Origin of the sequence: Capnocytophaga felis (assembly GCF_009684755.1) — a bacterium.
Classification (GTDB): domain Bacteria; phylum Bacteroidota; class Bacteroidia; order Flavobacteriales; family Flavobacteriaceae; genus Capnocytophaga; species Capnocytophaga felis.
In genome coordinates this window covers 19,755-34,296 of the sequence record NZ_BLBC01000013.1, presented here as the reverse complement: position 1 = coordinate 34,296, position 14,542 = coordinate 19,755, and the positions used below count along the sequence as shown (strand labels likewise).

General features: G+C 34.8%; 14 protein-coding genes. 7 read left to right on the top strand and 7 right to left on the bottom strand.

Translation table 11 applies throughout. The features are described from left to right. Window positions 1-25 precede the first annotated feature (25 nt). The 4 genes from GN105_RS10070 to galE all read left to right on the top strand — a co-directional run bounded on the left by GN105_RS10070 (window position 26) and on the right by galE (window position 4,814). Window positions 26-1,450: a leucyl aminopeptidase family protein gene (locus GN105_RS10070; protein WP_155285276.1), complete on the top strand. Its 1,425-nt coding sequence runs from the start codon at window positions 26-28 to the stop codon at window positions 1,448-1,450. 131 nt (window positions 1,451-1,581) lie between these two features. Further along, window positions 1,582-2,505: an SPFH domain-containing protein gene (locus GN105_RS10065; protein ID WP_155285275.1), complete on the top strand. Its 924-nt coding sequence runs from the start codon at window positions 1,582-1,584 to the stop codon at window positions 2,503-2,505. Between the two features lie 414 nt (window positions 2,506-2,919). Continuing rightward, window positions 2,920-3,762 carry a mechanosensitive ion channel family protein gene (locus tag GN105_RS10060; protein ID WP_155285274.1) on the top strand — a complete coding sequence of 281 codons (843 nt, stop codon included), beginning with the start codon at window positions 2,920-2,922 and terminating at the stop codon, window positions 3,760-3,762. Window positions 3,763-3,791: 29 nt separating this feature from the next. Beyond that, window positions 3,792-4,814, top strand: coding sequence for a UDP-glucose 4-epimerase GalE (galE, locus tag GN105_RS10055; protein ID WP_155285273.1), 1,023 nt, complete (start codon window positions 3,792-3,794; stop codon window positions 4,812-4,814). A 70-nt stretch (window positions 4,815-4,884) separates the two neighbouring features. Here galE and dprA read toward each other — a convergent pair whose 3' ends face one another. The 7 genes from dprA to GN105_RS10020 all read right to left on the bottom strand — a co-directional run bounded on the left by dprA (window position 4,885) and on the right by GN105_RS10020 (window position 10,733). Then, the gene (gene dprA / locus GN105_RS10050) at window positions 4,885-5,982 is read right to left on the bottom strand and encodes a DNA-processing protein DprA (RefSeq protein WP_155285272.1); all 1,098 of its coding nucleotides are present in this window, start codon (window positions 5,980-5,982) and stop codon (window positions 4,885-4,887) included. Window positions 5,983-6,097: 115 nt separating this feature from the next. Further along, on the bottom strand, window positions 6,098-7,480 hold the full coding sequence (locus tag GN105_RS10045) for a dipeptidase (protein WP_155285271.1): 1,383 nt from the start codon (window positions 7,478-7,480) through the stop codon (window positions 6,098-6,100). A 152-nt stretch (window positions 7,481-7,632) separates the two neighbouring features. Next, on the bottom strand, window positions 7,633-8,502 hold the full coding sequence (locus GN105_RS10040; protein ID WP_155285270.1) for a DUF3078 domain-containing protein: 870 nt from the start codon (window positions 8,500-8,502) through the stop codon (window positions 7,633-7,635). Between the two features lie 27 nt (window positions 8,503-8,529). Next, window positions 8,530-9,036: a DUF2480 family protein gene (locus GN105_RS10035; RefSeq protein WP_155285269.1), complete on the bottom strand. Its 507-nt coding sequence runs from the start codon at window positions 9,034-9,036 to the stop codon at window positions 8,530-8,532. 11 nt (window positions 9,037-9,047) lie between these two features. Then, on the bottom strand, window positions 9,048-9,371 hold the full coding sequence (locus tag GN105_RS10030; protein ID WP_155285268.1) for an iron-sulfur cluster assembly protein: 324 nt from the start codon (window positions 9,369-9,371) through the stop codon (window positions 9,048-9,050). A 4-nt stretch (window positions 9,372-9,375) separates the two neighbouring features. Beyond that, window positions 9,376-9,798, bottom strand: a complete 423-nt coding sequence (locus GN105_RS10025) for a SufE family protein (RefSeq protein ID WP_155285267.1) — start codon at window positions 9,796-9,798, stop codon at window positions 9,376-9,378. Window positions 9,799-9,953: 155 nt separating this feature from the next. After that, window positions 9,954-10,733, bottom strand: a complete 780-nt coding sequence (locus GN105_RS10020; protein WP_155285266.1) for a proline and serine-rich protein 1 family protein — start codon at window positions 10,731-10,733, stop codon at window positions 9,954-9,956. 179 nt (window positions 10,734-10,912) lie between these two features. Here GN105_RS10020 and GN105_RS10015 point away from each other — a divergent pair, with 179 nt between their 5' ends. The 3 genes from GN105_RS10015 to GN105_RS10005 are packed head-to-tail and all read left to right on the top strand — an operon-like array spanning window position 10,913 to window position 14,473. Further along, the gene (locus GN105_RS10015; protein WP_155285265.1) at window positions 10,913-11,803 is read left to right on the top strand and encodes a hypothetical protein; all 891 of its coding nucleotides are present in this window, start codon (window positions 10,913-10,915) and stop codon (window positions 11,801-11,803) included. A 15-nt stretch (window positions 11,804-11,818) separates the two neighbouring features. Continuing rightward, window positions 11,819-12,694, top strand: a complete 876-nt coding sequence (locus GN105_RS10010; RefSeq protein WP_155285264.1) for a hypothetical protein — start codon at window positions 11,819-11,821, stop codon at window positions 12,692-12,694. 15 nt (window positions 12,695-12,709) lie between these two features. Further along, on the top strand, window positions 12,710-14,473 hold the full coding sequence (locus tag GN105_RS10005; protein WP_173014998.1) for a protein kinase domain-containing protein: 1,764 nt from the start codon (window positions 12,710-12,712) through the stop codon (window positions 14,471-14,473). Window positions 14,474-14,542: the final 69 nt, after the last annotated feature.

Below are 14,542 nucleotides of genomic sequence, written 5' to 3'. Positions count from 1 at the left end.
TTTTATAACTTAAAAAAAGAAAAAGATGAAAGTTCAGTTGTTTAAAAATATTGAAGAAGAGCAGGTGATAGATGTAACTGTTTATGTTACAGAAAGTTTGAATAGCTTGCCGGCTATGCTTTATCCATATCTTGAAAAGTATTTCGAAAAAAAGAAAAATGTAGTTATTTCAATTCCTACATTGGAAGAACCTTTGGTTGTAGCACTAATTTTGGAAAAATCCGAAAAGGAATCTGTAAATAATGAAAAGGCAAGGTTGGTTGGAAATGAAATACTTACGTCGTTAAAAAAAGAAGAATGCCTCACAGCTCGTATTGTTTCTACTGTGGAAGATGAAATAGCGTTGATGGTTCTTGAAGGGATGCTTTTAAGCGATTATCATTTCACAAAATACAAAACGAAGGAAGAAGATAAGAAAGAAAAAGATATTCAGATATATACAGAAATTGCTGAGGATAAGATAATTGAGCTCGTAGGTTTGTTGGAAACAGTAGCCATTGCTCGTAATTTGGTCAATGAGCCTCCTGCCGTTTTAACAACAACACGATTTTCAGAAGAAATTACAAATTTGGGCAATCGTTACGGATTTGATGTAAATGTACTTAGCAAATCACAGATTAAAAAATTAAGAATGGGAGGATTGCTTGGCGTTAATGCGGGAAGTGATGTTCCTCCAACGTTTAATATTCTCACTTGGAGACCTCAAGATGCTAAAAATCAACAACCTTATATTTTTGTAGGTAAGGGAGTTGTCTATGATACAGGAGGTTATAACGTGAAACCGGGCAGTTATATGGATACGATGAAATCGGATATGGCGGGGGCAGCAGCGGTAGTTGGGTTGCTTTGTGCTGTGGCTCAGAACAAACTGCCGATACATGTGATAGGGTTAATCCCTGCTACGGATAATCGTATTAACAGCAATGCTTTTGTCTCCGACGATGTACTCACAATGATGAACGGAACAACGGTTGAGGTTAAAAACACAGATGCCGAGGGACGCCTTATTTTAGCTGATGCTTTAGTTTATGCTCAAAATTTGAATCCTAAAATAGTAATTGATTTAGCTACACTTACCGGAGCGGCAGCTCGTGTTACAGGACACTACGGAAGTGCCTTTATGGGTAATGCTCCTGAGGAAATTAAACAGAGTTTGAAACAATCAGGGGAAATGGTTTTTGAAAGATTAGCAGAACTTCCTTTCTGGGATGAATTTGCCGAAGATTTGGAGTCGCCCATTGCTGATATTAAAAACTTAGGAAAACCCGAAGGCGGAGCCTCTTCAGCAGGGAAATTTTTGGAGCATTTCACAAATTATCCTTGGTTACATATCGATATTGCAGGAACTGCTTTTCTGACAGCGCCATACAAATACTTTAAAGCTGGAGCAACAGGTGTAGGAATCCGATTGTTATATCATTTTCTAAAAAAAGAAGAAAATATTTTGTAAGCATTCAAAGAAAGTAAAATTCCAAGTGTTAGAGAAATTCCTGATACTTGGAATTTTTTTATACGATAAAAACTATTTGTATTTTTCACAGAAAGTTGTATATTAGCCCAATAAATTTTAAACTAAAACTTATGGGAGAGTTAATAACATCAGTTCCTTTTATTATTATAGCAGTAGTGATTGTTTTGGGAACATTTTTTACGGTAAAACAACAAACTGCAGTTTCCATTGAGCGTTTTGGTAAGTTTCAAAGTATCCGCCATTCGGGGTTACAGATTAAAATTCCAATCATAGACAAAATTTCGGCTCGTATTAGTTTGAAAATACAGCAGTTAGATGTTATTGTGGAAACCAAAACTCTTGATGATGTATTTGTTAAAATCAAAGTATCAGTACAATATGTGGTAATTAAGGATAAAGTGTATGATGCTATTTATCGTCTTGAATATCCACACGACCAAATCACGAGTTATGTGTTTGACGTGGTGCGTGCCGAAGTTCCAAAAATGCGTTTGGATGATGTTTTTGTTAAGAAAGACGATATTGCAATTGCTGTAAAACGTGAGGTGCAAGAAGCGATGGAAACTTACGGGTATGACATCATCAAAACTCTTGTAACGGATATTGACCCCGATGCACAAGTAAAAGCAGCGATGAACAGAATTAATGCGGCTGAACGTGAGAAAGTTGCAGCTCAGTATGAAGGAGATGCTCAGCGTATTTTAATTGTAGAAAAGGCGAAAGCTGAAGCAGAAAGCAAACGTCTGCAAGGGCAAGGTATTGCTGACCAACGTCGTGAAATTGCTCGCGGATTGGTGGAAAGTGTTGATGTACTTAACAAAGTTGGAATTAGTTCGCAAGAAGCTTCAGCTCTGATTGTTGTAACACAACATTACGATACGTTACAAGCTGTAGGTCAGGAAACTAACAGTAATCTGATTCTGTTGCCAAATTCTCCACAAGCGGGAAGCGATATGCTTAATAATATGATAACTTCATTTACTGCTTCCAATCAAATTGCAGAAAAAATGAAAAACAAAGGTAAAGATTCATAATAGTCAATTCAATAGTGAGATAATTCAGCAAGAAAAGCGTTTTTCCTGCTGAATTATTTTTTTATACGTTTGTGAAATAAATATTTATTAATTACCTTTGTTTGCTTCAAGCAAAGAAACAAAAAGACTATGGAAAGGGTGCTAAATTTATTTTACCTCTTAGTTTTATGCTTCACTTTTTTAGGATTTTTTAACATTCCCTATTACAGCATTGTACTTTCATTGTTTGGGGTTTTAGTTTTTATATCAGTCTTTTACGCTCATTTTAAAGATTACCGAAAGCAAGTGCGTTGTGGATTAATATTGTGATATTTATAATTCCGTTTTTTCTAATTTTTTTCAAAAAATAAATTACAATTTTTTTAAATTTAAAATACTAAAAAGTTAATTATAAAATAAATAAGGATAAGAAAGATGAATCATTTTACAACAGAAGATTTTGAAAAGTTATTAAAAGGTTGGACTACCGAACTGATTAATTTTGTCCCGACGTTAGTTGGAGCTATTTTAATCTTCATCGGAGGGCGTTATATAATACGTTTTTTAGTGAAGTTAATACAGAAAATAATGTTGCGTCGAGAGGTAGAAATAACTCTTCAAACTTTTGTTTTACAATTAGTTAAATGGATTCTTCACATTGTATTATTTTTAATAATCATTCAAATTATCGGAATTCCGGCAACGCAATTTTTTGCTATTTTAGCCAGTGCCGGGGTTGCCATAGGTTTGGCTTTGCAGGGGTCATTATCGAATTTCGCAGGCGGAATTATGATATTGATTTTCAAGCCTTTTAAAGTAGGAGATAATATCGAAGCAAAAGGAGAACGAGGTACTGTAAAACGTATCGGATTGGTTTCCACTACATTGAATAAATTTAATAATGAGGAAGTTATCATCCCAAATGGCCCACTTTTCGGGGACAGCATCATTAACTATACGCGAGAGGATAAAAGACGAGTAAAGGTTTTAGTCGGAATTGGGTATAGTTCTGACCTTCAAAAAGCTAAGGAAATTTTATTGGATATAGCCAAAAATGATGAGCGTGCTTTTGAAGACCCTGCTCCGTCTGTGTTTGTGGAAGAATTGGCGGACAGCTCCGTAAATATTTCGGTGCGTTTTTGGTGCAATAATGATGATTATTGGGATGCTTATTTTGCTACTATTGAATCAATTAAACTACGATTTGATGCCGAAGGTATCGAAATTCCTTTCCCGCAAAGGGTTCTCAATATTGTGAGCGATACCAGCAAATCTTAAAAAAAGAATAAAAAAATATTTTGACAGATATGAAAAAAATAGTTGTAACCGGCGGATTGGGTTTTATCGGTTCGCATACGGTAGTTGAGTTGCAAAACTCAGGTTTTGAAGTGGTTATCATCGATAATTTGTCCAATTCATCGGAAGATGTGTTGCCACGTATCGTGAATATTACGGGCAAAAAACCAATTTTTGAAAAGTTTGATTTGCGTGATAAACAAGCGGTTATTGATTTTTTCCAAAGACATCACGACATTGCAGGAATGATTCATTTTGCTGCGTCGAAAGCTGTTGGGGAAAGCGTGGAAAAACCGTTGCTGTATTATGAAAACAACCTGACTACATTGGTTTATCTGCTGCAAGAATTGAGCAAAAAAGATAAAGCTCATTTTATATTCAGCTCATCTTGTACCGTTTACGGGCAAGCCGATGAGCTTCCGATTACGGAAAATGCTCCTGTGAAAAAAGCAGAATCTCCTTACGGAAATACCAAACAAATCGGAGAGGAAATCATTGTAGATACGTGTAAGGTAACTCCGCATTTGCAAGCAATTTCACTGCGTTACTTCAACCCAATTGGTGCACATCCTTCCGCAGAAATTGGCGAATTGCCTATCGGAGTGCCTCAGAATTTGGTGCCGTTCATCACACAAACAGGCATCGGATTGCGTGAAAAACTGTCTGTTTTTGGAGATGATTACCCAACTCCTGACGGAACTTGTATCCGCGATTATATTCACGTGGTGGATTTGGCAAAAGCTCACGTGGTTGCGTTACAGCGATTATTGGAAGGCAAAAATACTGAAAACTACGAGGTTTTCAATGTAGGAACAGGAACCGGAAGTAGCGTTTTGGAAGTAATCAATAGTTTTGAGCGAGTTTCGGGCGAAAAATTGAATTACCAAATTGTAGGCAGACGTGCCGGAGATATTACCGCAGCTTATGCCAATACTGACAAAGCTAATAACGTACTGGGTTGGAAATCAAAATCTACTTTAGATGAGGCAATGGCTTCGGCTTGGAAATGGGAGAAGAAAGTTAGAGGGAAATAAATAGCAATAATGGAAGAAGGCAAATCTCAAAATCAAGAACAGAACATTTTTTGATTTTTGCCTTCTAATTTTAAATAATCTCAAACATTTTTCCAGGCAACGGACGAATTACACTTTTCATTTCAAGTTGAAATAGCAAATTGGAAACTTGATAGACAGGTATTTGACATTCAAGAGCAATTGTGTCGAGTAATTGTTTTCCGTTGTTTTTCAAATAATTGTAAATTTTTTCTTCTTCTACGGAAAGTTCCACAAAAAGTTGTTGTTGTATGGGTTTTGATGTGGGTTTATCCCAATTTAAATGATATAATAAATCTTTGGCAGAGGTTAAAATACGAGCCTTTTCTACACGGATTAAATCATTGCATCCTATGCTATAAGTATCTGTTGCTCTTCCCGGAACGGCAAAAACATCACGATTGTAGGAAAAGGCGATATCTGCAGTAACCAAACTTCCTCCTTTGGCACCTGATTCAATAACTACGGTGGCTTCTGATAATCCTGCAATGATACGATTTCGGCTAAGAAAATTCTTTCTGTCAAATTTACATTGGAATCCAAAATCAGTTATAAATCCGCCATATTCTTCCATTGTTTCGCAATATTTGCTATGAACTTGCGGATAAGTCATATTGAGTCCGTGGGCTAAACAAGCAATAGTTTGTAAGTTGTGGTTGATAGCAGCTTTATGAGCGGTAATATCTACCCCGTAGGCAAATCCGCTTACAATTACAACATCCAGAGAGGCTAAGTCTTCTATTAATTTTTCGCAAAAGGCTTTTCCATAGGGAGTTATGTTACGAGTACCGACAATGCTTAAAATTCGTTTATTTTTCAGATGAATATTACCTCGTTGATAGAAAAAAATAGGACCATCAACGCATTGTTTCAGTAAATCAGGATAATCGTTATCTGTAAAACAACAAATTTTAATATTGTTTTTTTGTGCAAAATTTAATTCGGTTTCTGCCTCGTGCAAGTATTCCGATTTTAGTAAATTCTTGGAAATTCTTTCTCCAATACCATCAATATTTTCAATTTTGCTTTTTTTCTGAGAAAAAATATCCTTCGCACTTCCAAAGTGGGCAATGAGCTTTTTAGCTGTGATGTCACCTATTAGAGGTGTTTTTTTTAGGGCTATTAAGTAGAGAATTTCCTCGTCTTTCATTGTTTACGATAAAGTGTGGGGTTATAAAATTAACAAATCAGACATCTTCTCCCGAAAAGAAAAGATGCCCGAATTGCTATGAATTTGAAAAGTTATTTTATTGATTTATATATGATTATTTATTTGCGAAATAATGGAAAAACCACGGAATAGTTTCAATTCCTTTTAAAAAGTTGAAAATTCCGAAGTGTTCATTAGGTGAGTGAATCGCATCACTATCCAAACCAAAGCCCATCAAAATGGATTTACTTCCCAGTTCCTTTTCAAAAAGTGCTACAATTGGGATACTTCCACCAGAGCGAACAGGAATTGGCTCTTTTCCAAAGGTTTTAGCATAAGCCTTAGCAGCAGCCTTATAACCTGCTGTATCAATAGGAGTTACGTAGCCTTGACCACCGTGATGAGGTTTTACTTTCACGGTTACGCCTGCCGGTGCAATACTTTCAAAATGTTTTTGGAAAAGTTCCGTTATTTCTTTCCAATCCTGATTTGGTACTAATCGCATTGATATTTTTGCAAAAGCCTTGCTGGGGATGACTGTTTTTGCTCCTTCACCTATATATCCTCCCCAAATGCCATTTACATCAAGAGTAGGGCGGATGGAATTACGTTCATTTGTTGAATAGCCTGCTTCTCCATATACATCATTGATGTCCAGTGCTTTTTTATAGTTTTCCAACGAAAAAGGAGCTTTAGCCATTTCATTGCGTTCTTCTTGCGAAAGTTCTTCAACTTTATCGTAAAATCCTGGTATGGTTATTCGTTTATTTTCATCGTGTAAAGAAGCAATCATTTTGGTAAGCACATTGATTGGATTTGCCACCGCACCTCCGTAAAGTCCTGAGTGTAAGTCACGATTAGGACCGGTTACTTCTACTTCCACATAACTCAATCCGCGAAGTCCCGTAGTGATGGAAGGCGTGTCGTTAGCAATCATTCCTGTGTCAGAAATCAAAATGATGTCATTTTTTAATTTTTCGTGATTTCGCTCAACGAACCAGCCCAAGCTTTCCGAACCAACTTCTTCTTCTCCTTCAATCATAAATTTCACGTTACAAGGCAAATTGTTGGTTTTTACCATATATTCCAAAGCCTTTACATGCATATACATTTGCCCTTTGTCATCACACGCACCACGAGCAAAAATGGCTCCCTGCGGATGTTTTTCTGTAGTTTTGATAACAGGCTCAAAAGGGTCGGAATGCCACAAATCAAGAGGATCGGCGGGTTGAACATCGTAATGTCCATAAACGAGAACCGTAGGCAATTTAGGGTCAATGATTTTCTCTCCGTACACAATTGGGTATCCGGGAGTTTCACAGATTTCTACACTGTCGCATCCGGCTTCTTTTAAAGCCTTTTTTACGGTTTCTGCCGTGTTGATAACATCTTGGGAATAAGCCGAATCGGCACTTATTGACGGAATTTTGAGCAGTTCTATTAATTCTGAAATAAATCGCTCCTTATTTTCTTCAATATAATTTTTTATTGAGTCCATAGATTTGAAATAAAAATAATTTCCCAAAGGTAGCAATAAAATCAGATTAATCAAAGTTTTTAGAAAAAACTCATAAGGAGTTATGAATAAAAAAATGCTCAAAACTTTCGATGAAGCTTTGAGCATTTTTTACGATTAATAAAAATTCTTTATTACAACTTATAGTTTAGTCCTAAACCTAATACTTCACGGATTTGGAATCCTTTCGCAGCATTGTCATCGTAAATAGCTTGGAATGTGAAGTTTGCAGACAAATATTTATTGATTGTCATAGCTACGTTTGCGGTGTAATCAATGTCAATATTTTGCGGTTTGTCCAAATAGTTGCTGTACAAAGTCAAAATATTTTCCATTGAAACGTTTTCCATCAAATTGAATTTCGCATATCCAGCCAACGAAAGACCCATCTCGTAACGGAAAGTTTTATTATCTTCAACTCCGTAATAATCTTTTTTGTAAACTGCATTCCCTGGAGTTGTGAAATCTTTATTAACAAAAACGAATTTTGAAGTTAAAGGAGCAATGTTTACTTTTAAGTTATCGCTTTTTTTCCACAACATACCCGGACCTACTTGAATAAATGCAGGAGAGAAGAATTTACTGATAAGAGTTCTGTCTGTCTTTCCGTAGTTGTATCCTTTGTCAAACTGTGTTTTGAAGTTGAACAGAAGTGAGTAGAACCAAGTTTCAGAAGCTTGTTTTCCTAAAACTGAATTAAATTCCAAGCGGTCTGTAGTTTTTCTCGTGTACTCATCACCTTTTAGTTTTGTGATTCCGTAATCAACAAAAAGGTTATTGTCCCAAGTCCAACTGTCTTTTTTGTAGTTGAATGCGTAACTAACAGCCAAGTTCACTGCAACGTTGTTAGTTCCTCCTCCTTGCCACTCATTGTTGAAGGCAGCTTGGTTGAACATCAAAGATGCATTTCCACCACGTGTCCAGTTTGACGTAGGCTCTGTCGTTTCTTGAGCGAAACCACTCAATGAAGATAAAAATAATACTGATAATAAAATTTTTTTCATCTGTTAAAATATTTAATTAATTTAAGTTTATTTTCTTTTAAAAATAGGTACTGTTGAACAAGCTTCCCCGTACATTATGCTTTTTGCAATAGGCTGAATTTTTTGTAAAGCCAAAACATAAGCATTTTCAGGAATTGGTTTTTTGGAACATCCTTTAATTATAACGGGTTTTCCTTCAAGATAAGAAAAATCTATTTCAGAGATAATTTCTTGAAAAACAGAGTTTTCTAAATCGGTTAAATTTCCTTGTACAACTTTTTTTGCGTAAGGTTGTAATTTTGAAGCTACAAGCATAAAAGCCCACGCAGGAACAATCGCATCAGCTGAGTTATCAATTGCAACAAAACAATCGCTGTAATCAGTCCAAGGATGGTTTTCCAATTGCTCTCTGAAATCTTTTTCTCTCAAAATGAGTCCTTCAAAAAGAAAATCTTTCAAATCGAATAAAACTCGCCTTTCTGTTGGATAAAAGTCTTCTAAATCAAAAACTTCCAACGGACTTTTAGTTACTCTATTTATAATTTCGTCAGCCAAAGGAAACTATTTTACAAAAATCCTAATTCTAATTTAGCTACTTCACTCATCATATCCTGATGCCAAGGCGGGTCAAAAGTGATTTCTACCTCCACATCATTAATTTCGTCAATGCTTTTCACTTTTTCCTGAACTTCCACAGGCAGAATTTCTGCTACTGGGCAATTAGGTGTAGTGAGTGTCATCAGAATCTTCACATCAAAATTTTCATTTACGAATACATCGTAAATCAGCCCTAATTCATAGATATCAACGGGAATTTCGGGGTCGTAAATTGTTTTTAACGTTTCAACAATTTTTTCGCCTAAAGCTTCTGTATCAATTGTATCGGACATATTTTTAAGATTCTTTTAGTTGATAAACAAGTGCATAGCGTTTCATTTGCTCAATCATACTTACCAAGCCATTGGCACGTGTGGGTGAGAGATGTTCTTTTAGCCCTATTTGGTCAATAAAGGCAGTGTCCGCCTTTACAATATCTTCTGGTGTTTGATTTGAAAAAACACGCACAAGTAAAGCAATGATTCCTTTTGTGATAATAGCGTCACTATCAGCGGTGTACACTACTTTTCCTTGTTGAAGTTCGGCAAATAACCAAACTTTACTTTGGCAACCCTTGATTGTGTAATCGTCTGTTTTGTATTTGTCATCAATCAATGGTAAAGATTTTCCAAGTTCAATCAGATACTCATATCGTTGCATCCAATCATCAAAGAAAGAAAATTCTTCTACAATCTCATTTTGAATTTGCTGAATTGACATATTGAAAATTTGTGGGCAAATGTAATCAAATTTTTTAAGTATGCAAAAAATTAACAAAAAAGTTGAAGTTCAAAAAGATAAAAACCTAACCTTGTTGTTTTTTTAGTTGTTTGCAACAAGGTCAGGAGGTTTGTTTTTTTCTTGAAATTTTGCTTTTAGTCATCATCGGCGTCTTCTAAAAAGTCAGCGAATTTATTTGCTGTACTTCTGAAAGAGAAACTCTCGTGTAGTTTGTAGTAATTTTCGCGGTCAATTACATTATAGAAGGCTTCTTTTGCTAATATCAAACGATTATCATCAAAACTCAAACACTTCATCATATCGGCGATTTGTTTTGTAGTAAAAGATGTTGTGTTTTTCTGCATTCTGAAGAATTTCAGTTTGTCATCGTCAAATGATTGATTTTTAAACATTTTGAAAAAAGAACCGAAATTGTTATAATCCATAGTTCTTCTTCCATATGCATTATTCCAAACGTCATTCCATCTTCTTCCGTAATACACTTCTCGAACATTGTTAAGGTTTATTTCCTCTAAAAGGAACAATCCTCTTTGTGAGAAAAAATCCAATACTAAACGTGTGTTGTCACGCGGAGTTATTGTAACACAGTATATTAGATTTCGTCCATACCAAATGTTAAGTTGTTGAGTTTTGGCATACACATCAAAAAATCGGAACATTCCGGTACTACTTGAAATTTCTTGGTCTCCCAAGCTAATGGTAAAACGCCCCATTTCAGGAATACGAATAAAAACTTCGGCATAACCTGCATCGTAAGTCATTTCCCATCGATAATTGTAATTTGTGTTTAGCCCGCGGTCAATGGCGACATCCCTCCGATTTTCGTTTTTTAACCAACGTCCCGCACTGCCAATTTCTTGAGCATTACTCACAATGGAGGCAAACAATAGTAGAAGTAAACTAATCTTTTGCATAAAAATATTTTTTGGTTTGTTTACAGAATATCTAAATCCGTGCCAAATCGCATAATTTCACCAATTTTTTATTGAAAAATTGATGAAAAGTTGATTTTTGGAAAAGCATTTTTTCTAATTTTCTATGGATTTTTTATAAGCTTATATGCTTGAAAATGAATTTAAAAATAAAAAATATAATGATATTTCAAAAATATTTTTACCTTTGTGATGTTTTAAAGAAAGGAATTATGGATAATTACACTACAATGTGGAGCTCGGCCACGCCGGGTTTTATTATTTTTTTGATAGATCAATCTGCTTCAATGCAGGAGGAATTCACTGCAGATAAAAACAAAGCTGAATTTACGGCTTCTGTTATTAATGAAACAATTAATGACTTGATTTTGCAGTGCAGTAGCGGAAATATGGTGAAAGACCGTTTGTTCATTTCTCTTATCGGTTATGGAGGAAAGGGAGGCACTTCAGTAGATGATATTCGTTCCGGATACATAGGCTCTTTTGCTGAAAGCCCGTTGCGTTTTGAGGCTGTCAAAAAAAATATTCCTGATGGCGATGGCGGATTTATCGAAATAGAAGAAGAAGTTCCGATTTTCATTGAGCCTACCTGTCCTGAAAATGGTCTTACTCCTATGGCAGAGGCATTTGAGTTTGCAAAACAACTTGTTACCGCTTGGATAGAAAAGAAACCAAAAAATCCGGCACCTGTAATTATTAATATTTCAGATGGCTTTCCTTTTACAGGAAAAGATGATGACGATGAGGATATCCGTAACACAACCAATAAGGCTTATGATATAATGAGTATGCATATGGAAGATGGTAATCCTCTGGTTTTCAATATTCATTTAGGAATAGGAAGAGAGTGCCGTTTTGAGGAAAGTTCATTGGAATTGCCTGATGAAAATGCAAAATTCTTGTTTAGCATTTCAAGCAAAGTACCAAGAGCCTACAAAGAAGTGGGAAGAAGATATGATTTTGACATACGTCCTAATTCTCGAGGGTTTATTTCCAATGCAAGTGCAGATAGTTTTATCAAATTTATTAGCTTCGGTTCAAGCTCTAAATAATAGATACATTTTATAATGAAATTTACCATAAAAGGATTTGTAACTAACAAGAAATCAGAATTATATTCCGATTGTGCAGATAGTTATGCTTTCAATACGGAAAGGCATCGATTTGCAGTTTCTGACGGAGTATCAATTTCTTTTTTCTCTGAAATATGGTCGCAAATTTTGGTGGATAATTACGTGAAAGGCACGAGTTGGGTAGATTCGGAATTTATAAACAAATGTCAGAAAGAATGGCAACAAAACATTGAAGAAATTGTTCAACTGCCAAATGTAAAGTGGTTTGTAAAAACAAAGTATAGTAAAAAAGAATTTGCAGCAGCAACTTTTATCGGCTTAGCGTTTCTACAAAATGAAAATAAGTGGATTGCACAATTTATTGGAGATAGTTTTTTATTCTTTGTTCCTAAGTATTGTTCTGATTTTCAGTGTGTATTGAAATATCCTAACAAAAGAGATTTTGTTTTTGATAACTATCCTGATTATTTGGCAAGCATTGAGAATAATCAGCGAGGAGAACTATGTATGTCGGTTGAGGAAAAAATTAAAGAAGGAACTTTTTTCCTGATGACAGATGCCGTTTCGGAATGGTTTATTTCGGAACTTAAAAAAGATGTCAGAAAAGCAGTAGATTCATTATTAAATATTGAAAATCAGGAAGATTTTGTGGAAATCATTCAGCAACAGAGAGATGAAAACTTATTGAAAAATGATGATTCTACCGTTTTAATAATTGAAGTTACAGATGATGAGCAAAAGGAATTCAATTATTCTGTAACTCATTTTACCGATTTGGAGAATACAGATTTCAGAGAGCAGAAAATTGATGGAGAAATCGTGGATAAAAAAGAGGAAAACCCAACATTAAGTGTATTTGATAAGTTTTAGACGATGGCTATCAATATGCAAAATATAATTACTTCAGTTAAGAATCTGGAGAAGTTTCTTAAAGTTACTGAGTTACAGGGGGCTATTGCCGTTAAAAAAGCAAACGGACAGCCTTTCTGCTACACGGGGGGCTTTAATATGGTTTTTAAATTGGAGCATCAAGGAAAGAAATGGGCTTTTCGGGTGTGGCATACTCCTTATGGGGAAAGAGAACGTTTTCAAGCGATTTCTAATTATTTGAATAGCAGAAAATTGCCTTACTTTGGAGAATTTTTCTACGACTCTAAAGGATTGCTGGTAAATGGTGTTCTGCACGATACTATTCGTATGGAGTGGGTTGATGGTCAGTTGCTTAAGGACTATCTAAAAGAAAATCTTTATGACAAAGAGAAATTGCTGAATTTTGCTGAAAAATTTATGCAAATGGTAAAAACTCTTCACGAAAATAAAATTTCCCACGGTGATTTGCAACACGGTAATATATTGATAGACAGTAATAATAACATTAGTCTGATTGATTATGATTCTATTTGCATACCGGAAACCGAAGGGCAAGAAGAGGTTGTTTCAGGATTAAAAGGCTATCAGCATCCGTCGCGTTTTGACAGCAAAAAATCTTCTTTAACGGCAGATTATTTTTCTGAATTGATTGTGTATCTGTCTGTTTTGGCAATCATCGAAAATCCTGATTTGTGGGAAAAATATCGATTGGAAGAAAGTGAATATTTACTTTTTTCGGAAAATGATTTTTTTAATCTGAAATCTTCCGAAATTTATAAAGATTTACAAAATTTGTCGCCAATAATTAAAGATTTGTTATTTGTTCTTGATGTTTATGTCAGAAATACAAATTATTTAACTATCCGACCTATTGATGAATATTCTTTTTTAGAATTGAATCAGAGAGTTAAGAATGAAATTCTTTCTTTTGAGTTAAACATTCCTCGCCCGCTTATGATTCAATTTTCGGCTTCTAAAATTGTTGTACTTGAAGGAGATGAAATTGAATTGAGTTGGAGGGTAAAAAATGCTTCTAAAGTTTATCTTTTAGAAAAAGAGCAAGAAGTTAATTGCTTAAAAAACAATGACTTTGATAGTATTTCAGAAAAGGCAGTTCCTTTAAGAGGGAAGGCTCGTAAGAAAATGACTAAAAGCACGTTGTTTACTCTTTTTCCTATTCCAATTCAAAATTCTGAAAATCAAACAGAAAACGCATATCGAGCAATTGATATAGATGTTTATCCGAGACCTCAAATTATTGATTTTAAATCAAATAAGTTTGATGTAACATACGGAGAAACAGTTACTTTGTCTTGGAATATCAAAAATGGAATGAAAGCCTATATTTGGTCTGGAGGAATTTGTAATACGGTTAAAAATAAAACTGAAATCAAAATCAATTTAGCTAAAACCACAAAATATAAACTTGAGGTAATTGCTCTTGATAACGAAACAAAATTTGAAAAAGAGATTGAAATAGTGGTACATCATAAGGCTCAGATTATTGGTTTTGAGTTGATTACAGGAGATACATCAAAAGGAGAAGCACCAACAAAACTTCGCTGGAATGTTATGAATGCCTCTGAAATTATTTTAAAATCTGATAAAGAACCTGATCAAAACGTATCAAATTTAAAAGAAATAACCATAAATCCAACGAAAAAAACAAAATATTGGATTGAAGCCAGAAATAAATGTTTCAGTGCGGAAAGCCAAAAGATAAGTGTTGATGTTCAGACTTCTATTGTGAAAAAAATGACAAGTTTTTTCAATAAATAAGTATATAAAACCCATTGTTTCAGTTAATATCTATTTTATTCTATTTCAAAAAAATGCCTACTTTTGTGG

What these genes read in the sequence shown, in the direction of transcription:
- galE (WP_155285273.1), top strand. Translation starts at nt 3,792, where the DNA reads ATGAAAAAAATAGTTGTAACCGGCGGATTGGGTTTTATCGGTTCGCAT.
- GN105_RS10045 (WP_155285271.1), bottom strand. Translation starts at nt 7,480, where the DNA reads ATGGACTCAATAAAAAATTATATTGAAGAAAATAAGGAGCGATTTATT.
- GN105_RS10065 (WP_155285275.1), top strand. Translation starts at nt 1,582, where the DNA reads ATGGGAGAGTTAATAACATCAGTTCCTTTTATTATTATAGCAGTAGTG.
- GN105_RS10040 (WP_155285270.1), bottom strand. Translation starts at nt 8,502, where the DNA reads ATGAAAAAAATTTTATTATCAGTATTATTTTTATCTTCATTGAGTGGT.
- dprA (WP_155285272.1), bottom strand. Translation starts at nt 5,982, where the DNA reads ATGAAAGACGAGGAAATTCTCTACTTAATAGCCCTAAAAAAAACACCT.
- GN105_RS10010 (WP_155285264.1), top strand. Translation starts at nt 11,819, where the DNA reads ATGAAATTTACCATAAAAGGATTTGTAACTAACAAGAAATCAGAATTA.
- GN105_RS10020 (WP_155285266.1), bottom strand. Translation starts at nt 10,733, where the DNA reads ATGCAAAAGATTAGTTTACTTCTACTATTGTTTGCCTCCATTGTGAGT.
- GN105_RS10005 (WP_173014998.1), top strand. Translation starts at nt 12,710, where the DNA reads ATGCAAAATATAATTACTTCAGTTAAGAATCTGGAGAAGTTTCTTAAA.
- GN105_RS10015 (WP_155285265.1), top strand. Translation starts at nt 10,913, where the DNA reads ATGATATTTCAAAAATATTTTTACCTTTGTGATGTTTTAAAGAAAGGA.
- GN105_RS10025 (WP_155285267.1), bottom strand. Translation starts at nt 9,798, where the DNA reads ATGTCAATTCAGCAAATTCAAAATGAGATTGTAGAAGAATTTTCTTTC.
- GN105_RS10070 (WP_155285276.1), top strand. Translation starts at nt 26, where the DNA reads ATGAAAGTTCAGTTGTTTAAAAATATTGAAGAAGAGCAGGTGATAGAT.
- GN105_RS10030 (WP_155285268.1), bottom strand. Translation starts at nt 9,371, where the DNA reads ATGTCCGATACAATTGATACAGAAGCTTTAGGCGAAAAAATTGTTGAA.
- GN105_RS10060 (WP_155285274.1), top strand. Translation starts at nt 2,920, where the DNA reads ATGAATCATTTTACAACAGAAGATTTTGAAAAGTTATTAAAAGGTTGG.